The sequence below is a fragment of the Curtobacterium sp. GC_Cur_3 genome (assembly GCF_026544205.1).
In the GTDB taxonomy this organism is placed as follows: domain Bacteria; phylum Actinomycetota; class Actinomycetes; order Actinomycetales; family Microbacteriaceae; genus Curtobacterium.
The window spans coordinates 16930-37113 of the sequence record NZ_JALNUI010000012.1 but is presented as its reverse complement, the minus strand read 5'-3'; the positions used below and the strand labels follow the sequence as shown (position 1 = coordinate 37113).

Sequence of the window (20184 nt, the reverse complement as noted above, 5' to 3'; positions counted from 1 at the left end):
GGCTCGCGCGGTGCTCGCGGACGGGCGCCTGCGTCAGACCAGGCTGCGGACGCCCGCGGCGACGGTGTCCCACACGGCGAGCAGCGGTCCGCGGGCGAGCCACACCGCGACGCCGTTCACGACCACGAACAGGACGAACCACACGGCGGCGGGCAGGCGCATCTCGGCGGCGGCGATGTGGAAGTCCGTCTGCACGCGGGCGCCGGTGCCGAGCCACCGCGCGACCTGCACGACCGAGCGCAGCCCGTCCACGACGAACAGGGCGCCGACGGCCGCGACGACGAGCACCGTCGCCTCCGACGGCCGGAGCGCCACCCAGAGGGCGAGCGCGTCGAAGCCGACGACGACGAGCAGCCCGAACCAGTTCCGGACGAAGACCAGGGCGACGAGGCCGATGACCCCGAGCACCACGACCGGGAGCCACCTCGACCCGTGCAGCACCCCGGTCACGAGCAGCACGCCGGTCCAGAGCGGCGCGCTGTAGCCGGCGTACAGGTTCAGCACGCGGACGAGCCACCTGATGCTGCCGGGGACACCGCCGAGCTGCACCCAGGCCTCCCCGGAGCCGTCCGGGCGCAGGTCGATGCGGCGGATCTGCCCGCCGAAGGGCACCACGACGACACAGTGGCCGACCTCGTGCGCGATCGTCGCGGCGATCCGCGCCACCCGCCCGACGACGGGGACGAACGGGAGCACGGCGCCGACGAGGATCGCGACGGGGACCAGGGAAGCGGAGGACATCGTCCGCCACCCTGACAGAAACGGCTTAGGAGTGCACCGAGGGGAGCAGCACGACGGCGAGCAGCGTCGCGGGGACGGCCACCGAGGTGAGGACGACGAGGAACATCGTCAAGCGGTTCATGCGGGTCTCCCTGGCTATTCGACCGTCACCGACTTGGCGAGGTTCCTCGGCTTGTCGACGTCGCAGCCGAGCTGCAACGCGAGTTCGCGGGCGAGCATCTGGAGGGGCACGACGGCCTCGAGCGGACCCCATGGCCCGGTCTCGCCGAGCGCGGGGATGTCCGAGCCCGGCCCTCCGATGGTGATGACGAAGCCGCCGCGGGCACGGACCTCGGAGATCGCGGCCTGCAGGCGGTGCTCGCCGTGGTCGATCACGACGACGGGGGTGCCCTCGTCGACGAGCGCCAGCGGGCCGTGCTTCAGCTCACCCGACGGGTACGCCTCGGCCCAGCGGTAGCTGAGCTCCTTGAGCTTGAGCGCGCCCTCGGCGGCGTAGGGCAGACCCACACCACGGCCGAGGAACAGGAAGCCCGTGGCGTCCTTCACGCTCGACACGAGCAGCGGGATGCGGTCCGCGGCGACCTGTCCGGCCGTGGCGAGGCGTGTCGGGAGCTCGCGGAGCGAGGCCACGAGGGTGGCGGCGTGCATCGGCTCGATACGGCCGGAGGCGACGAGTGCGGAGATCATCGCGGCGACGCCGACGACGACCTGGGCGGTGAACGTCTTCGTCGCGGCCACCCCGATCTCCGGTCCGGCGTGGCAGTCGAGCACGGCGCTGGCCCGACGGGCGAGCGAGGAGTGCACGTTGTTCGTCAGGGCGAGCACCGGGAAGCGGTCCTCGAACCGGTCGAGGGCCCGCAGCACGTCGGCGGTCTCACCGGACTGGCTGATCGCGACGACGAGGGTGCCCGGGCCGAGGACGACCTGGTCGGCCTCGCTGGCGACGACGATGTCGGTGGGGACGCCACCGATGCCGCGCAGCGCGGTCGCGATGACCTGCCCGGCGTTCAGGGAGGTGCCGCAGGCGACGATGGCGAGCCGGTGGAAGCCGGGGAGCCCGAGGCCGACCCACATGCTGCCGTCGGCGGCGCGGGCGGCGATGCGCTCGACGATGCCGGCGACGACCTCCGGCTGCTCCTCGATCTCCTTCGCCATGTGGTCCGGGTGGTCGCCGAGGTCGAGCGCGGCGGCTGCGAACGGCGAGGGGGTCGGGAAGGGCACGGCGACCGAGACGCCGTCGGAGGACCAGGACCAGGACTCGCCGAGCTCGACGACGTCGCCGTCGCGGAGCGCCACGAAGGTCTCGCACCACTCGGCGATCGCACCGATGTCGCTCGCGACGAAGTCCCCGCGGGAGGCCCGGGCGACGACGAGCGGGGAGCGCTCGGCGGCGACGACCATCCGACCGGTGCGGGAGTCGAGGACGACGATGGCCCACGACCCCTCGAGCTGCGCTGCGGCGATCTGCACGGCGAGCATCAGGTCGTGGTCGACGGCCAGGGCGCGCTCGACGAGGTGGCTGATGACCTCGGAGTCGACGTCCGACCGGAACACGTGTCCCTGCGCCTCGAGCATCGTGCGGAGACGCTCGGCGTTCTCGATGATCCCGTTGTGGACGACGCTGATGCGACCGGAGCAGTCCTGGTGCGGGTGGGCGTTCGCCTCGCACACGCCGCCGTGGGTGGCCCAGCGGGTGTGGCCGATGCCGGTGCCGGTGAGGGCGTCGCCGGACCGGGCCGCGACGAGCGTGCGGAGGTCACCGACGCGGGACACGGACCGGATGGTCTCGGTCCCGCCGGAGGCCGTCCGCACCGCGATGCCGGCGGAGTCGTAGCCGCGGTACTCGAGTCGTTCGAGGCCGTCGAGCAGGTACGGGGTTGCGTCGTCGGAGACGCGGGCCGCGATGATGCCGCACATCGTGGATCCCTTCGGGTGGGAGGGGTGGAGGGAGCGGGTCGGCACCGACCGCCGCTCGGGTCGGCCACGCGATCGGGGTTCGTCGACCTGGACCGCCGCCCGTCCTCGGATCAGGCGAGGACGGACGACGGCGTCCTGGGGTCGACGGTTCGGGTACCGATCGGGGTACCGTGGCCGGCCTCCTGGGGAGGCGCGGCGGTCGGTGCTCAGACAGCATCACCGGCGGGGCAGTCACCGGACAACGTTCGACCACGACTGTTGCGGTTCCCCGCGCGCCAGGTGCGAGACTGCGGGTCCGGATGCGGAGTCACGCAACCGGTGGACCGAACGGTGCGTTTCGCGATGCCCGGACGAACCGACCTCGCAGGCTCGGTCGGCGCTGGCGCCGCGCGCCGCTGGCGCGTCGCAACATGCGGAGCGCGCGCAGGAGGCCCGGTGCCAGCTGGCACCGGGCCTCCCGTGTGTGGATGGTCGCCGATCAGGTCACGTGAGCAGCGCGACCAGGTGGGAGCGCGAACGCGCCCCGACCTTGCGGTAGATCTGCGTCAGCCGCAGCTCGACCGTGCGCTGGGACATGTACAGCGACGAGGCGATCTCGCGGTTGCGGTACCCCTCCGTCACCTTCTGCACCACGGCACGCTCCTCCGCGGTCAGCGACGTGAGCACCGCCGACGCGTCCGGCGCACTCCGCGGCGTACCGGGCGTGCCCGGGGTGGTCGCGGAGAGGAGCACGCCGGAGCGCACCGCACCGGAGAACGGACCGGAGCCGACGACGCCACCGAGGGTGGGCATCGCGACCGTCGGTGCCGGCGTCACGAGCGGACGTCGGAGACCGGCGGCCTCGTACGCCGCCGCTGCCGCTGCACCCAGGCGGGCACGGTCGGCGGGGCTGCCGACCGCTGCGAGGGCCGCGAACGTGCGGGCACGCTCGAACTGCGAGTCCGCCGGCTGGAAGACCTCGAGGGCACGTCGCTTGGACGCGTCCTTGGTCCCCTCGTCGGCGATGAGCGCGACGCTCCGTGCCAGCACCAGGGCGCCCCACCGGGACGGCCGGGCGTGGTGGTCGGCGGCGAGGCGCGCGGTGATGTTCCGCGCGTCGTCGATCCGGTCGAGCCGTGCGTAGGCCTCGACCAGGTCCCCGAGGTGCCGCAGCACCGCCGGGTTCCGCAGGGAGCGACCGATGGCGTCGGCGGCCTCAAGGGAGGACGCCGCCTCCTCGAGCCGGCCGTCGAGCAGCAGCACGCGGCCGCGCAGGGCGTACAGCTTCGCCGTCGCACCCCACAGCCGGCTGGTCGTGCGCTGGCGCAGGCAGTGGTCGATGACGTCGAGTGCGTCGGCCGAACGGCCCTCCGCGAAGTGCCGCCAGGCGATGGCGATCGCCCGGGACGGCTCGCGGAGGCGTTCCACGACCGCGGAGCCGGACTCCCACACGTCGATCGCGCGGAGCGCCTGCCGGAAGTTCCCGGAGCGCACCTCGTTCTCGGCGGACAGGTACCGCGCGGCCTCGAGCCACACCGGAGCGGTGTCGTTGGCACGGGCGAGCACGAGGGCGAACACGCGTCGGGCGCTGCGGTAGCGCTCGGCGAGGCTCAGGGCGTGCGAGAGCAGCAGCAGTGCCGGGTCGGACATCGCGAGCAGCTTCTGGGCCGCGAGGCCCTCGTGCAGCTCGGCGTCCGGCGGCAGGGTGCCGTCGACGGCGGCGACGAGCTGTCGTGCCGTGGCGAGGATCTCCGCGGTGTGCACGGAGGCACGGTCCTCGAAGAGCTCGGCGCGGTGCAGCAGGTCACGGGCCTGGTCGAGCTCCCACGCCTCGGCGCGGAAGGACGCCACCATGGCCAGCAGGCCGGCGAGGGCGTCGGACTCCTCGGCGTCGTCCGGGCGGACGGGCACCATCAGCTCGTCCGCGTGGACCGCGTCGCCGCTGAGGTACTGCACCGAGTACTGCAGGCGGAGTCGTCGGACCTCGTCGCGCAGTTCCGCGAACGGCTTGATCGCCGCGAGGTACCGCGCCGCGTAGCTGAGCAGCCGGTGTCCGAGGAGGACCTCGGCGACGGACAGCAGTGCGGCGTGCTCGACCTCCGAGCCCGTCCCGACGTGCAGGGCACGCTCGGTCAGGGCGACGGCGGCGTGCGAGTCGCTCTCGGCCGCGTACGACTTGGCCGCGGTCAGCAGTGCGACGGCGTCGGGCGTGTGCTCGACGAAGCTGCTGTGCCAGACGGCCGACCGGTCGTCGTGTGCCGCGGCGTCCGCTGCCAGCTCGGTGTGCGCCTCGCGGCGGTCCTTCGCGGGCATGCTCCAGTACAGCGCGGAGCGGACGAGCGGATCACGCACGGCGATCGACTGCCCGCGGAGCGTGGCCAGGCCCGCGCCGACGAGGTCGTCGACGGCGTCCCGGTCCCAGCCGGCGAGCCGGGCCGTGGGCACGAGTGCCAACCGCGCCAGGACGTCCAGATCGCGTCCTGCAGCGGCTTCGAGCACGAGTGCCGCGGCTGCGGCGGTCGTCGGTGTGGGGCGGAGCGGGAGCACGAGCGGCTCGGCGCCGACGAGCTGTTCACGGCGGAGTGCGCCGATCTGCTCGCGGAGCGCGCCGGGGTTGCCGCCGGTCTCCTGGGCGAGGACGGCGAGGACGCCGTCGTTCGCCTCTTCCGGGGCCATGTCACGGGCCAGCACCAGTGCCTCGTCCTGCGCCAGCGGTTCGAGCCGCAGCGTGGGGAGGGACGTGAGCGGGCCGTTCGACGGCACACGGCGGACGGTCGCCACGAGGCGGAGCGCCGTGCCGGCGAGCCGTCCCGCCAGGAACGCGATGAGCTCCTGGCTCTCGGCGTCCATGCGGTCCAGGTCGTCGATGAGCACGAGCGTCGGCGGGAGCGTCAGCGCGTGCACGGCGTCCAGGAAGTCGTGTGCTGCGGCCAGGCCCTCGTCGACGTTCCGGACCAGGCGCGCGATGTGCGCCGAGGCTCGGGGGTCGTCGAGGGCGGTGAACAGGGAGGTCACTCCCGACATGGGCCAACGGGCTTCGCTTCCGTTGACGCCCAGTCGGACGACGGGGATGGAGACACGGTGCGAGACCGCGTCGAGGACGCTGCTGCGTCCGGAGCCAGGGTCGCCGACCACGACCATCGCAGACTCCCGGGGGAGGACTGCGAGGGCTGCGATCCGGTCGACCTCAGTACGTCGACCGGTGAGTTCCATCAGGACTCACCGGCCTCCGGTACCGGAGGCGGACCAGCGGTCAGAGCGCACGGAGGCGGACCGAGCCAGGACGGGGGTGGTGCCCCCGACGGAGCTCAGACGTGTGGCGGCCATCAGGGTGGCGCCGGGCAGATCGTGGTTGGAATGCGGTCGAGTGAGGGTGCACTCGATCTCGCTCGGGAACGATGAATTCATCGTCTTCTCACCCTTCGGGTTGGGTATCTGACGAACACGACGGGCTGGTCTCTGCTCCGGGACTAGGGATCCTGAGGCGTCGAACGGCCTGCCGTCTGTCCACGAACCTATCTCAGTGATCCCACGTGACAGCCGATGCGCGCAGTCCGATGTGACGATCGATCACCCCAGTACGGGGGGTGCCGACCCCCTCGTGGGGGGCACATCGGGCGTTCCGGGGGTCAGAACGGGGGACAGATCTGTCCCCCTGGGTGCGGACCAGTCCGGCTCAGCGGCGGATGATCTCCACCACGGCGTCGTGCACCAGGCCGTTCGTGGCGAGCGCGCTGCCGTGCCAGGGGCCGGGATCGCCGTCGAGCGAGGTGAACCGGCCGCCCGCTTCCTCGACGATGGGCACGAGGGCCGCCATGTCCCACGGCTTGAGGTCCGGCTCGCCGGCGACGTCGAGGATGCCCTCCGCCACCATCATGTAGGACCACATGTCGCCGTAGGCCCGCGTCCGCCACACCGCTCGGGACAGCGTGATGAGCGGCTCGAGCCGGTCGTCCTCGTCCCACTGCTGGATGCTGTTGTAGCTCAGGCTCGCGTCCGCCAGGTCCGCGACGCCGGACACGTGCAGGGGGCCGTCGAACGCGTGCGCGCCGAGCCCCTCCGCTGCCCACCAGCGCTTGCCGAGCGCCGGGGCACTGACGACGCCGAGCACCGGTCGGCCGTCCACCGCGAGCGCGATGAGGGTGGCCCAGACCGGGACGCCACGGAGGTAGTTCGCGGTGCCGTCGATCGGGTCGACCACCCACTGGCGGTGTCCCTCGCTGCGGGCGTCGGCACCGGTGTCCGCGGTGGTCTCCTCGCCGAGGAAGGCGTCGTCGGGCCGCTCGGCGGCGATCCGCTCGCGCAGCGCCCGTTCGACCGCCTGGTCGGCGTCGGTGACGTGGGTGCTGTCGGCCTTCCGCGACACGCGCAGGTCGGCGGCCTTGAAGCGCTCGAGGCTGATCGCGTCCGCGGTGTCCGCGAGGGAACGGGCGAAGTCGAGGTCGGCGCTGAGGTCCACGGGACGAGCGTAGCGGGACCTAGGCCGCGACGACCTCCTCCTCCTCGAGCCGGCTGACCTCGCGCTCGCGGGCGATGCGGCTCCGACGGGCGACCAGGCCGTGCACGACGACGCAGAGCAGCACGGCCGCGGCGAGCCAGAGCGCCAGCACCAGGGAGCTCCGACCGAGGGACGCACCGGGGAAGTACTGCAGGTCCTGCGCGGCCTGCAGCCAGGCGGCGCCGCTCCAGAACGTGTGGAGCGCGGCGAAGAACCCGGGCTGGAACGCCGGCTGGAAGATCCCGCCGGACGACGTGAAGTTGAGCATCACGAACAGCATCGTCAGCACCGGGGTCGTCCAACGCCCCAGCAGCGGGTGCAGACCGATCCCGAGGCCGATGATGACCGCGTCGTACATCCAGGCGAACAGGAACACCTGCCACGTGTGCGTCGTGACCACGCCGTAGACCGGACCGGCGACGACGACGCCGATGCCCGCGACCACCCCGGCCGTGACGAGCCCGACGACCGCCGTCCAGACCGCGCCGAGCCGCGTGGCGAAGGCCGCGACCGCGATGGCCGAGGCGTATCCGCCGACGCTCAGGGCGACGAGCAGGAAGAACAGGCCCTGCCCCGTGGTGTCCTGGTCGCCGGTCGGCACGACGTCGACCACGCGGAAGGGCAGGTGCTGGTCGTACGCGATCGGCAGGAACACCTTCTGTGCCGCCGTGGCGGTGGTCTCGGACGCGGCGGTGCTCACGTACAGCGTGGCACCCGTCGTGGTCGCGGCGTACACGGCTGCCAGGTCTCGGGTCCGCACCTGGCGCTCGGCGCTGGCCGTCGTCGGCACGACGTGGGCCACGAGGGCACCGTCCGACTGGTCGGTGACCGTCTGCGCGAACACCTGCGTGGTGGGGCCCTGGCCGACGATGCCGACGGGGAGCTCCCTCGGCGTCGGGGCGTGGAAGGCGCCGAGGTACGCCAGGCCCATGCCGGCCGCGAGGAACAGCGGCACCAGGATGTGCGTCGCGAAGGTCAGCAGCGTGCGGCCGAGGCCAGCGGGGCGGAGCACCCCGGGCGCACGGTGGGGAGGCCGGGGTGCGGCATGGAGGCTCTTGGCATAGTTGTACTTTGCAACTTCAGACACGTGTGCCGATGCTACGCCCGCTCCGGCCCGTTGTCGACGGGCGTCGAGTGGTCAGCGGGGCTCGACCAGTCCGGTGAGATCGCACTCCGTGTCGCCTCGGCCCCAGCCGACCCGACACGAAGTGCGATCTCACCGAAGCCCGGGCCCAGCGCACGCTGGCCGCGCTAGTCGGACCCGGGGTCGTGCGCGCCCATGCCCGTCAGCAGCGCACGGAACGAGTCGAGCCGCTCGATGCCCGTCGGCCCGAGCTCCCCGGCGGCGACCCGGTCGACGATCTCCCAGTCGTGGGCCTGCGGCAGCGGGATGTCGTCCCGCGGGGGCAGCACCGGGATCGCGTGGGAGGCGAAGGCGCGGAACACGTTCTCGGGCTGCACGTGCCCGAGGCCGAACGACCGCACGCCCGGGGTGTCGATGATCCAGCCGCCGTCGTGCACGCGCAGCGCGACCGAGGACGACGACGTGTGCCGCCCCCGCCCGGTGACGGAGTTCACGACGCCGATCGCCCGTGTTGACCCGGTCAGGGCGTTCACGAGCGTGGACTTGCCGACACCGGAGTGCCCGACGGTCACGGTGACCTTGCCGTCGAGCAGCTCGTGCAGGTCGTCGAGCGGGAAGTCGTCCGCACGGCTCGTCACGATCCGCAGGTCCAGGCAGGCGAAGTGCGCCAGGAACGCCGTCGGGTCGGCGAGGTCGGTCTTCGTGATGCACAGGATGGGGTCGAGGCCCGCGTCGAACGCCGCCACGAGGTACCGGTCGATGAGCCGGGTGCGCGGTTCGGGGTCCGCCGCGGCGACGACGATGAGCATCTGGTCGGCGTTCGCGACGATGACGCGCTCGACCTCGTCCGAGTCGTCGGCGCTCCGGCGCAGCAGCGTCGTCCGCTCGGCCACCCGCACGATGCGCGCGAGGGAGCCCTCGTCGCCCGAGACGTCCCCGGTGAGCGACACGTGGTCGCCGGTGACGACGGACTTGCGCCCGAGTTCCCGCGCCTTCGTCGCCGTGATGACGTGGTCGCCGTCCTCGTCGGTCACGAGCACGCCGAAGCGGCCGCGGTCGACGTTCGTCACCCAGCCGGTCGGTGCGTCCTCGTACGCGGGCCGCGTCTTCGTGCGCGGCCGGTTGCCCTTCGGGTTCGGGCGCACCCGCACGCTCGACTCGTCGTACTGCCCGTACGGCTCGTCCTCGTCGCCGTCGGACCCGGCGCCGTCGTCCCACCAGCTCATCGGGACACCTCCGGCGACGACGAAGCCGATGACGACGGCGCCGCCGACGCCACGAGTTCGGCCCACAGCTCCGGGAACTGCGGCAGCGTCTTCGCCGTCGTCCCGATGTCGTCCACCGCGATGCCCGGCGTCACCAGCCCGACGATCGCGCCGGCGGTCGCCATCCGGTGGTCCTCGTACGCGGCCCAGCCACCGCCCCGCAGGCGAGCCGGCTCGATCCGCAGGCCGTCGTCGAGTTCGTGCACGGAGCCTCCCGTCCGGTTCACGTCCGCAGCCAGCGCCGCCAGGCGGTCCGTCTCGTGCCCCCGCAGGTGGCCGATCCCGGTGATCGTCGTGGGTCCGGCGGCCAGCGCCGCCAGCGCGACGAGTGCCGGTGCCAGCTCGCCGCCGCGGCTCAGGTCCAGGTCGACACCCGGGACGGAGGCTCCTCCGCGGATCCCGACGCCGCCACCGAACACCAGGTCGTCACCGTCACGGTCCACGGTCGCCCCCCACAGGGGCAGGAGCGTCTCGAGGTCGGCACCGACCTGCGTCGTCGCGGTGGGCCAGGTGCGGATGCGGACGGTGCCCCCGGCGACGAGCGCCGCGACGGCGAAGGGCGCGGCGTTCGAGAGGTCGGGTTCGATGGTGACGTCGACCGCGGCGATCGGTCCTGGGTGCACGACCCACTCACCGACGGCGGGCTCGTCGACGCGGACCCCGCGGGCGCGGAGTGCGGCGACCGTCATCTCGATGTGGGGGAGGCTCGGCAGGCGCTCGCCGTCGTGGCGGAGGTGCAGGCCCTCGTCGAAGCGGGGCGCCGAGAGCAGCAGGCCGGACACGAACTGGGACGAGGCCGAGGCGTCGATCGACAGCGCACCGCCGCGGACCGAGCCCGTGCCGGTGAAGGCGAAGGGGAGCGAGCCGTCGCCGTCGTCGGTGACGTCCACGCCGAGCTGCACCAGGGCGTCGATGACGGGGCGCATCGGGCGGCGGCGGGCTGCCTCGTCACCGTCGAAGACGACCGGGCCGACGGCGAGGGCGGCGAGCGGGGGCAGGAAGCGCATCACGGTGCCGGCGAGCCCGCAGTCGACGCGGACGTCCCCGGTCATCGCAGCCGGCGTGACGCGGAGGTCGGGGCCGTAGGGGTTCGTGCCCGGCAGTTCCTCGATCCCGACGCCGAGCGCGCGGAGCCCCTCGACCATCAGGGCGGAGTCCCGCGAGTGCAGCGGCAGGTGGATCGTGGAGGGGCCGTCGGCCAGGGCCGCGAGGACGAGTTCGCGGTTCGTCAGCGACTTCGACCCGGGCAGCGAGACGTCGCCGCGCAGGGGTCCGCTCGCGACGGGCGCGACCCACGGGTCCTGACCCGCTCCGCTGGGGGTCTGGCTCTGGGAATGCGTCGTGTCTGCCATCGGTTCACAAGACTACTGAAACGATGTGGAGGACCCGTGGCGACAGCACTCGCACCCACGCGGACGCGCCTGCCCGACGTGTCGACGACGCTCGCCCTAGACTGGCGGGCGATGACGACCGACGAGCCGCAGGCGACACCGAACGACCTGGTCGAGGAGACCGAGGCCCAGCTCGACGCTGTGGAGGACGAAGAAGAGGTCGTCGACGCGAAGACCGTGTCGAGCCCCGAACTGCGTCGGCTCTTCGAGGACCAGGCACTCCCGTTCATGGACCAGCTGTACGGTGCCGCGATGCGCATGACGCGCAACCCCGCGGACGCGTCCGACCTGGTGCAGGAGACCTTCGTCAAGGCGTTCGCCGCGTTCCGCCAGTTCAAGCAGGGCACGAACCTGAAGGCCTGGCTGTACCGGATCCTGACGAACACGTTCATCAACACGTACCGCAAGAACCAGCGGAACCCGTACCAGGGCACCATCGACGAGCTCGAGGACTGGCAGCTCGGCGGCGCGGAGAGCGTCACCCAGTCGGTCTCCGCGCGGTCCGCCGAGGCCGACGCGATCGACCACCTGCCGTCCTCCGCTGTGAAGGACGCCCTGCAGGCCATCCCCGAGGACTTCCGGATGGCCGTCTACTTCGCTGACGTCGAGGGCTTCTCGTACCAGGAGATCGCCGACATCATGAAGACCCCCGTGGGGACGGTCATGAGCCGCCTCCACCGTGGACGCCGACTCCTGCGGGGGCTCCTGGCGGACCATGCCCGTGAGACCGGTGTCGTTCCGGATGCAGCGTCGACGGCGACGATGCGCGGACGAGGCCGAGGAACTGCCGCGGCGTCGAGCCGCACGAACCGAGAGGGTGAGCGATGAGCGGCTGCGACTGCTCCAAGGCCAAGGCGGAGCTCGAGGAGTTCCTGCACGACGAGCTGCGGCACGAGGACGCCGCGGACATCCGCGAGCACATGGACGACTGCGTCGACTGCCAGACCGAGCACCGTGTCGGTGTGGTCCTGATGGAGACCGTCAAGCGTGCCTGCCGGGAGACCGCGCCGGACCAGCTCCGGTCCGAGATCCTGACGCGCATCCGCGAGGAGCAGTCGACGCACTGACGCCGTCCGGCGGCTGGTTGCGCAGCGGCCGGTCGTTGAGCGGCCGGTCGCTCAACGTCCGGATGTTCAGCGTTCGGTCGTTCAGCGTCCCGCTGCGTACTCGGCTGCGACCGTTGCCGGGTCGAGCACCCGGTCGTGGACGCGGACCGTGTCGACGTCACCGGTGAACGCGAACGCCCCGCTGCCCGACCAGCCGTCGAGCGACTGTCGGCCGACGCGCCAGTACCCGCCGTACTGGCGCAGGCTCCTGGCGTCGGAGCGACTGCCCTGACGCTCGCCGTCGAGCCAGAGCACCATCGACCCGGACGTGAAGGTGCCGACCGCGTGGTGCCACTGCCCGTCGTCGACGCGTCCCGCTGACGTCACGGCGAACTTGAACTGCGATCCCGACTCCTCGGTCCCGAAGCGGAGTCGGCCGCCCGTGTCGATGAACAGATGGCGGTCGCGGTACGCCGACGACAGGCTCTGGTCGGACCCGAACCCGAACACCCGCCCCCCGGCGACGTCCGTGCGGAACCAGGCCGAGATCGTGAAGACGTTCGGTGCTGCGACCGGTGTCGTGGTCACGGCGTAGCCCTCGGCGCCGTCCGCGGTGAGCTGGACGGACGGGTTCGCCGCGCAGTCGCCGTCGACCCGGACGGCACCGGCGTTGGCGAAGAAGCCGTCAGCGCCGTGCCCGCTGACGTCGGCGACCCGCGTGCCGTCCTTCTCCGCGAAGTCCCACGCGAGCACCGCGTCGGCCGGGTCGTGGTGGAAGCACCCGAACTCGCTCGAGCCGAGCGCGGCCCTGGTCGTCGTGGTGCCCGAGAACGTGGCGCCGGAGAACGCCGTGCTGAGGCCGATCAGCACCACCAGGGTGCCCGCGACGAGGGGGACCGCCGCTGGAGCGGTCGCGGTGCCCGTGCCCCTGGGTCGCATCGGCGTCGTGCGGAGGTCCCAGCGCGGGGTGCCGCACCGCCGGCACGGTTCCCCCGCCAGGATCGGCCGGTCGAGGCGGGCGAGCAGCAGCAACCCGGCGGCTGTGAGCCCGACGGCGATCAGGTTCGACCAGGCGCCGTCGGCGATCCACACGCGCGGCAGCCCGACCCCCGGGAACCGCAGCACGCCGATGCCGAGCACCGCGTCGGGCGCCACGGCCGTCCGGTCGACCGCCGGGTTGGCGTCGCCGCGGAGTCGGAGCGACCCGTCCGGTTCGACGCGGCGCAGTCGGTGCAGCCGGAGCCGGTCGTCGTGGTCGGGGTCCTCGACGAGCAGGACACGGCCGGGTGTGACGGCGTCCGGACCGGTGGGCATCGCCGCGACGACGTCGCCCGTCCGGATCGCCGGGGCCATCGAGCCCGACACCACCGTCGTCACGTGCCAGCCGAGGATTGCGGGCAGGTTCGACCAGAGGGCGAGGAGGAGGACCGACCACAGCACGGTCCTCGCCGCGACCGCGAGGAGCAGCCGCGGGACGTCACCCACGCACCGGCGGTGCCAGGTGGTGATGGTGGTCGACATCGGCTGCTCCTCGTGCTCGGTCTCGGACGGGTCGGCGTGGGACGGTCGGCGTGCGCTGGTCGGTGTGGACACGCCGGGCGGCGGGTCAGGAGGCCGTCTGGGCTTCCCAGACGAACGTCGTGCCGGCCTCGGAGGACTGCGCGGTGTTCGGGGTGTCCGTGTCGAGGTCGTAGTCGAACTGGTACGTGGCGCTGGCGGTGCCGGTCGCGGGCGCCCAGGCGTCGAGGCCCTCGCCGAAGGAGTCGAGCTCCAGCAACCCGGCGAGCGTGCCGTCGTGCACGGTGGACGTCGACGTGAAGGTCGTGCAGTCCCCGGGCGTGCCGAGCGACCCGCGCTGCACGGTCATGTTGAGGTGCTTCGGGAGCGTGTCGTCGTCCGACTGAGCGGCGGTGTAGAGCTTCACGGTCGACGCGTTCGTGGTGTTCGCGGTCACCGTGATGCAGTTCGAGCCCGTGGAGCCGGGGACGAGGTCGGCGACGTCGAACAGGGCGGTGCCCTGGTCGTCGTCGGTGAGGGTGACGGCACCCGTCCGCCAGCTGTTGCCGGCGTTCTCGGTGGTGTCCGAGAACGCGGCGTACGACGCGGTGGCGATGAGCGCACCGCTGGCGACGACGGCGAGGGGGAAGGCGATCCAGGCGGCGGTCCGGCCGTGGCGGGAGGAGATGTGCATGGCTGTCCTGTCGGTGAGGTCACCCGGGTTGGTGACATACCAGCAGCGTATATGAATATCAGTTGCGATGGAACCCGTGGGCGCAACACGATCCGCGGCCCGGGTAGGGTCACGGACATGAGCCTCTCCGTCGAGTCGATCACCAGCTGGTCCGACCCGGACGTCGACGACGTCACCACCCTCGTCCGCCTGCTCGGGCACGACGCCGACCCCGCGGGCATGCGCGCGCGACTCGAACGGCTGACGCCGGAGGCCGGTCACCGGACGTGGATCGTCCGCGACGAGGCCGGCCAGGCCGTCGCCGTCGCGGGAGCGCAGGTGACGTGGGCGTACGCGTCCGACGAGCCGACGGCGCAGCTGCTCCTGCTGGTGGTCGACCCGTCAGCCAGGAGGCTCGGCACCGGCTCGCTGCTCATCGGCACCTTCGAGACGTGGGCCGCCGAGCAGGGCGCCCGACGGCTGTCCGCCGTCAGCGCCGCCGCCACGGACAGCGCGCACCGGTTCTACCAGAAGCGCGGCTACCACGACTCCGGGGTGCGGTACACCCGCATCGTCTGACGGGTGGTGCGCCGGGCCCAGCGCAGCACCACGAAACGGACAACGCACCTCGGGATTCCGAGGTGCGTTGTCCGATTCGTGGTGTGGTGTGCTGCTAGCCGAGCGCCTTCGTGATGACGTCGGAGGCCTCCTGCGACGAGCGCTTCGACGACCCGGTGGCCGGTGCGGCACTGGCGGGACGGGACGCGACCGACAGCGGACGGCCGTCGAGGTGCGGCGAGAGGTTCATGCACACGAACGGCCAGGCGCCCTGGTTCTCCGGTTCCTCCTGGGCCCACACGACCTCGGCGTCCGGGTAGCCCGCCAGGACCTCGAGGAGTCGGTCGAGGGGGAGCGGTGCGAGCTGCTCGAGCCGGACGAGGGCGACGTCGGTGATCCCGCGCTTCTCGGCCTCGGCGCGGAGGTCGTGGTGCACCTTTCCCGAGTGGAGCACGACGCGGCGCACGGCACCACGGTCGGTGATGGTGGCGTCGTCGATGACCTCCTCGAAGGTGCCGCTCGTGAAGGCGTCGACCGGGCTCGTGGCCTGACGGAGTCGGAGCATCGCCTTCGGGCTGAACACCACGAGCGGCTTCTGCGGGCGCTCCCACGCCTGACGACGCAGCAGGTGGAAGTACGACGCCGGGGTCGACGGACGTGCCACCACCATGTTGTCCTGCGCGCACAGCTGCAGGTAGCGCTCGATGCGGGCCGACGAGTGGTCGGGTCCCTGGCCCTCGTAGCCGTGCGGCAGCAGCAGGACCAGGCCGGAGCGCTGGCCCCACTTCTGCTCGGCCGAGGAGATGAACTCGTCGATGACCGTCTGGGCGCCGTTGGCGAAGTCGCCGAACTGCGCTTCCCAGAGCACGAGCGCGTCGGGGCGTTCCACCGAGTAGCCGTACTCGAACGCCATCGCCGCGTACTCGCTGAGCAGGGTGTCGTAGATGTAGAAGCGGGCCTGGTCCTCGGTCAGGTTCGACAGCGGCAGCCACTCCTGGCCGTTGGTCCGGTCGTGGAACACCGCCTGGCGCTGCACGAACGTCCCGCGCCGGGCGTCCTGCCCGGCGAACCGGACGGGCTTGCCCTCGGTCAGGAGCGACCCGATCGCCATCAGCTCGGCCATCGCCCAGTCGACACCGCCCTTGCGGGTCATCTCGGTGCGCTTGGTCAGCAGGGCCTGCAGCTTCGGGTGGACCTGGAACCCGGCGGGCGGGTTGCCGTGCGCGTCGCCGATGAGCTCGACGAGCTCCTGCGAGATCGCGGTGTCGCGGGCCTCGTGCTCGGAGTCGTCGCGCTGCGCTGCCGGTCGTTCGAGCCCCTGCACGGCGCCGTCGTCGTCGACCTCGATCACGGGGATCGTGCCGGTCTGGGCCTCGTGCGTCTCCGCGAAGGCCCGCTCGAGGCGGTCCTGGAAGTCGCGGTGGGCCTCGTCGTACTCCTCTTGCGTGATGTCGCCGCGGCCGACGAGGGCCTCGGTGAACAGGGTGCGGACGGAGCGCTTGGCCTCGATGAGGTTGTACATGAGCGGCTGCGTCATCGAGGGGTCGTCGCCCTCGTTGTGGCCGCGGCGGCGGTAGCAGACGAGGTCGATGACGACGTCGCGGTGGAACTCCTCGCGGTACGCGAACGCCAGGTCGGCGACGCGGGCGACGGACTCGGGGTCGTCGCCGTTCACGTGGAAGATCGGCGCCTGGATGGTCTTGGCGACGTCGGTGGAGTACACCGAGGTGCGCGCCTGGTCCGGCGGGGTGGTGAAGCCGACCTGGTTGTTGATCACCAGGTGCACGGTGCCGCCGGTGCGGTACCCGCGGAGCTGGGACATCTGGAGGGTCTCGACGACCACGCCCTGACCCGCCATCGCCGCGTCGCCGTGCACGAGCACGGGGAGCACACCGTAGACCCCGGCGGGGCCGCGGTCCTGCTTGGCGCGGACGATGCCCTCGAGCACGCCGTCGACGGCCTCGAGGTGGGAGGGGTTCGCCGCGATCGTGACGGGGATCGTGGTGCCGTCCGACGCGCGGAAGACGCCCTCGGTGCCGACGTGGTACTTCACGTCACCGGAGCCCTGGCCCTGCACGGAGCCCGGGAGCGTGGTGCCCTCGAACTCGCGGAAGATCTGGCCGTAGGTCTTGCCGGCGATGTTCGTCAGGACGTTGAGGCGACCGCGGTGGGCCATGCCGATCGCGACCTCGTCGAGCCCGGCGACCGCCGCGTGCTGGATGAGGGTGTCGAGGAAGGCGATGGTGGACTCGCCGCCCTCGAGCGAGAAGCGCTTCTGGCCGACGTACTTGGTCTGCAGGAAGGTCTCGAAGGCCTCGGCCTCGTTGAGCTTGCCGAGGACGCGGAGCTGTTCCTCCTTCGAGGGCTTGCTGTACGGGACCTCGATGCGCGACTGGATCCAGCGGCGCTGCTCCGGGTCCTGGATGTGCATGTACTCGATGCCGACCGTGCGGCAGTAGGCGTCGCGGAGCACGCCGAGCACGTCGCGGAGCGGCGCGTTCGTGGTGCCGGCGAGTCCGCCGGTGACGAACTCGCGGTCGAGGTCCCAGAACGTCAGCCCGTGGCTCTCGATCTCGAGGTCGGGGTGCGTGCGCTGCCGGTACTCGAGCGGGTCGATGTCGGCCATCAGGTGACCGCGGACCCGGAAGCTGTTGATGAGCTCCTGCACGCGGGCCGTCTTGTTGACGCGGTGCGCCAGGTCGACGTTGATGTCGTTCGCCCACTGGATCGGCTTGTACGGGATCCGGAGCGCGGAGAAGATGCCCTCGTAGAAGCCGTGCTCACCGATGAGCCGCTCGTGCACCCGCTTGAGGTACTCGCCCGACCCGGCGCCCTGGATGACGCGGTGGTCGTAGGTGCTGGTCAGGGTGATGGTCTTGCCGATGCCGAGCTCGACGAGGGTCTTGGCGGCCGAGCCCTGGAACTGCGCCGGGTACTCGAGCGCGCCGGCGCCGATGATCGACCCCTGGCCCTTGGTCAGGCGGGGGACCGAGTGCACGGTGCCGATGCCGCCCGGGTTCGTCAGGGAGATCGTCGTGCCCTGGAAGTCCGCGGGCGTGAGCTTGTTGTCGCGGGCCCGCTTGACGAGGTCCTCGTACGCGGAGAGGAACTGGCCGAACGTCAGCGACTCGGCGCGCTTGATGCTCGGGACGAGGAGGGAGCGGGTGCCGTCCTTCTTCGGGACGTCGATCGCGATGCCGAGGCCCACGTGCGCGGGCTGCACCACGAAGGGCTTGCCGTCGCGGTCCTCGTAGAACACGTTCTGGCTCGGGGTGTCCTTGAGCGCCTGCACCATGGCCCAGCCGATGAGGTGCGTGAAGGAGATCTTGCCGCCGCGGGCACGGCGCAGGTGGTTGTTGATGACGATGCGGTTGTCGATCATCAGCTTCGCCGGGATGGTCCGCACGCTGGTCGCCGTGGGCACGGTCAGCGAGGCGTCCATGTTCGACGCCAGGGTCTTGGCCATGCCACGGAGCGGGGTGGCCACGTCCTCGTGGGTCTCGTCGTGCTCGTCGGTCTGGTCGTTCGCCTCGGCCGGGATCGGCTGCGGGGACGGCTGCTTCGACGTGGTGCGGGCCTGGATCTGCCCGCCCTTGCCCTCGGCGGGAGCCGCGGGTGCCGACGCGGCAGGAGCCGCCGGGGCCCCTGCGGGTGCCGGCTGCGATGCGCCAGCGCCAGCTGCACCAGCAGCGGTGTCACCGGCGGGAGCGGCGGCGCTGCCCTTCCCGCTCTGGTGGTAGCTCTCGAGGACCGGCCACCACGACTTGTCGACCGAGTCCCTGTCGGCGAGGAACTGCTCGTAGAGCTCGTCCACGAGCCACTCGTTCGCGCCGAATTCGCCCGCGGTCTCGTCAGTTCCGGTCAGATGGCTCGACACAGCCGATCGCCCACTCTCCGTCGATTGATGCTCGTGTGTGTCGTGCGACGCAACCCTGCCCCGCACGACGTCCAGCGTAGCCGTTCCCGCTTGACCGTCCGGTGTCAGGTCGAGGCATGTCGTCGGCGCAGTACGGTGGTCGGCATGAGGTTCTACGAGACCCGGCCGACGCACGACCTGACCTACTCCGACGTCTTCCTCGTGCCCAGTCGATCGGGTGTCACGAGCCGGTTCGACGTCGACCTCGCGTCGAACGACGGCACCGGCACCACCATCCCGATCGTCAGCGCGAACATGAACTCGGTCACGGGTCCACGTCTCGCCGCCACCCTCGCCCGACGCGGTGGCCTCGGGGTCCTGCCGCAGGACATGCACCTGCAGGACCTCGACGCCGCGATCCGCTGGGTCAAGGACCAGCCGGTCGACTTCGACACCGCGATCGACATGGGCGCCGACACCACGGTCGCCGAGACCCTCGAACAGCTGCTGCCGGTCGCCGGCCGCGGGGTCGTCGTGCGGGACGGCTCGGGGGAGTACCTCGGCTGCGTCCCCGCGACCCGCCTCGGCACCGCCGGCCCCGACGCCACGCTCCGCGACCTGCTGCACGGCGCCTCGACCGCCGTCGACGCCGAGGACGCGGGCTCCTCGCGCCACGTCTACGACGTCCTCACCGCCGCCGACGTCGACTTCGCCCCGGTCATGCGCCACGGGCACGTCGTCGGCACCACCAGCCCGACGAGCGCGATCCGCTCGGACATCTACCGTCCGGCCGTCGACGCCTCCGGTCGACTCCGGGTCGCCGCAGCGATCGGCATCAACGGCGACGTCGCCGCCAAGGCGAAGGCCCTCGCGAGCGCCGGCGTCGACGTCCTGGTGCTCGACACCGCGCACGGCCACCAGGAGGGCATGCTCCGTGCGCTCCGCGCCGTGTCCGGACTCCGCCTCGGCATCCCGCTCGTGGCCGGCAACGTCGTCACCGCCGACGCCGTCGCCCACCTCGTCGCAGCGGGCGCCGACATCGTGAAGGTCGGCGTCGGCCCCGGGGCCATGTGCACCACGCGCATGATGACCGCGGTCGGCCGTCCGCAGTTCTCCGCCGTGCTCGAGACCGCCGCAGCCGCCAGGTCCCTCGGCGCCCACGTCTGGGCCGACGGCGGCGTCCGGTACCCGCGCGACGTCGCCCTCGCCCTCGCCGCTGGTGCCAGCTCGGTGATGATCGGCTCCTGGTTCGCCGGAACCCTCGAGGCCCCCGGCGTCCTGCGCCGCGACGCGAAGGGCGCCGCGTACAAGGAGAGCTGGGGGATGGCGTCGGCGAAGGCCGTCCGCGAGCGCTTCGAGCGGCTCGACCCGTACGAGCGGGCACGCAAGGCCCTGTTCGCCGAGGGGATCTCGTCCTCGACGATCTACCTCGATCCCGAGCGGCCGAGCGTCGAGGACCTGCTCGACATGATCACGACCGGCGTGCGCAGCTCCGCGACCTACGCCGGGGCGACCAGCCTGGCCGAGTTCTCGGAGCGCGCGCTCGTCGGCATCCAGTCCGCCGCCGGCTACGAAGAGGGCAAGCCGCTCCCCGTCAGCTGGTAGCGCCGGACGAGGGCAAGACAGCACCCTCGGCTGGCCCGTCAGCTGGTAGCCGACCACGGACGGACGGGAGGCTC

14 protein-coding genes are annotated in these 20184 nt (G+C 72.0%); 4 read left to right on the top strand and 10 right to left on the bottom strand.

What is annotated here, in order from left to right:
* Positions 1–33: 33 nt before the first annotated feature.
* From OXR63_RS08080 to aroA, 7 genes are all read right to left on the bottom strand, one after another.
* A complete protein-coding gene (locus OXR63_RS08080; protein WP_267421745.1) occupies positions 34–741 on the bottom strand; it encodes a M50 family metallopeptidase in 708 nt (235 codons plus the stop codon).
* Between the two features lie 135 nt (positions 742–876).
* The gene (glmS, locus tag OXR63_RS08075) at positions 877–2658 is read right to left on the bottom strand and encodes a glutamine--fructose-6-phosphate transaminase (isomerizing) (protein ID WP_267421744.1); all 1782 of its coding nucleotides are present in this window, start codon (positions 2656–2658) and stop codon (positions 877–879) included.
* 483 nt (positions 2659–3141) lie between these two features.
* The gene (locus tag OXR63_RS08070; protein WP_267421743.1) at positions 3142–5850 is read right to left on the bottom strand and encodes a helix-turn-helix transcriptional regulator; all 2709 of its coding nucleotides are present in this window, start codon (positions 5848–5850) and stop codon (positions 3142–3144) included.
* 463 nt (positions 5851–6313) lie between these two features.
* Positions 6314–7096, bottom strand: coding sequence for an inositol monophosphatase family protein (locus OXR63_RS08065; RefSeq protein WP_267421740.1), 783 nt, complete (start codon positions 7094–7096; stop codon positions 6314–6316).
* Positions 7097–7115: 19 nt separating this feature from the next.
* Entirely contained in the window at positions 7116–8222 is a 1107-nt protein-coding gene (locus tag OXR63_RS08060; RefSeq protein WP_267421737.1) for a hypothetical protein, read from the bottom strand.
* A gap of 164 nt (positions 8223–8386) precedes the next feature.
* A complete protein-coding gene (gene rsgA, locus OXR63_RS08055; protein WP_267421736.1) occupies positions 8387–9445 on the bottom strand; it encodes a ribosome small subunit-dependent GTPase A in 1059 nt (352 codons plus the stop codon).
* A complete protein-coding gene (aroA, locus tag OXR63_RS08050) occupies positions 9442–10836 on the bottom strand; it encodes a 3-phosphoshikimate 1-carboxyvinyltransferase (RefSeq protein WP_267421734.1) in 1395 nt (464 codons plus the stop codon). The genes rsgA and aroA overlap by 4 nt, the downstream gene beginning before the upstream one ends.
* Before the next feature lie 111 nt (positions 10837–10947).
* On the opposite strand from aroA, the gene OXR63_RS08045 reads away from it, so the two are divergent.
* A complete protein-coding gene (locus OXR63_RS08045; protein ID WP_276585088.1) occupies positions 10948–11703 on the top strand; it encodes a sigma-70 family RNA polymerase sigma factor in 756 nt (251 codons plus the stop codon).
* Complete coding sequence (locus OXR63_RS08040; RefSeq protein WP_194625430.1) at positions 11700–11942, top strand: alpha-ketoglutarate decarboxylase; 243 nt, start codon at positions 11700–11702, stop codon at positions 11940–11942. The genes OXR63_RS08045 and OXR63_RS08040 overlap by 4 nt, the downstream gene beginning before the upstream one ends.
* A gap of 81 nt (positions 11943–12023) precedes the next feature.
* On the opposite strand, the gene OXR63_RS08035 is transcribed toward OXR63_RS08040, so the two are convergent.
* Positions 12024–13442, bottom strand: a complete 1419-nt coding sequence (locus OXR63_RS08035; RefSeq protein WP_267421724.1) for a LamG-like jellyroll fold domain-containing protein — start codon at positions 13440–13442, stop codon at positions 12024–12026.
* An 85-nt stretch (positions 13443–13527) separates the two neighbouring features.
* Positions 13528–14112, bottom strand: a complete 585-nt coding sequence (locus OXR63_RS08030; protein WP_267421722.1) for a hypothetical protein — start codon at positions 14110–14112, stop codon at positions 13528–13530.
* Positions 14113–14229: 117 nt separating this feature from the next.
* On the opposite strand from OXR63_RS08030, the gene OXR63_RS08025 reads away from it, so the two are divergent.
* Positions 14230–14670, top strand: a complete 441-nt coding sequence (locus tag OXR63_RS08025) for a GNAT family N-acetyltransferase (RefSeq protein WP_267421720.1) — start codon at positions 14230–14232, stop codon at positions 14668–14670.
* Between the two features lie 94 nt (positions 14671–14764).
* On the opposite strand, the gene OXR63_RS08020 is transcribed toward OXR63_RS08025, so the two are convergent.
* The gene (locus OXR63_RS08020; RefSeq protein ID WP_267421719.1) at positions 14765–18526 is read right to left on the bottom strand and encodes a multifunctional oxoglutarate decarboxylase/oxoglutarate dehydrogenase thiamine pyrophosphate-binding subunit/dihydrolipoyllysine-residue succinyltransferase subunit; all 3762 of its coding nucleotides are present in this window, start codon (positions 18524–18526) and stop codon (positions 14765–14767) included.
* Positions 18527–18670: 144 nt separating this feature from the next.
* Between OXR63_RS08020 and OXR63_RS08015 the strand changes: the two genes are divergently transcribed.
* Entirely contained in the window at positions 18671–20110 is a 1440-nt protein-coding gene (locus OXR63_RS08015) for a GuaB1 family IMP dehydrogenase-related protein (protein WP_267421718.1), read from the top strand.
* Positions 20111–20184: the final 74 nt, after the last annotated feature.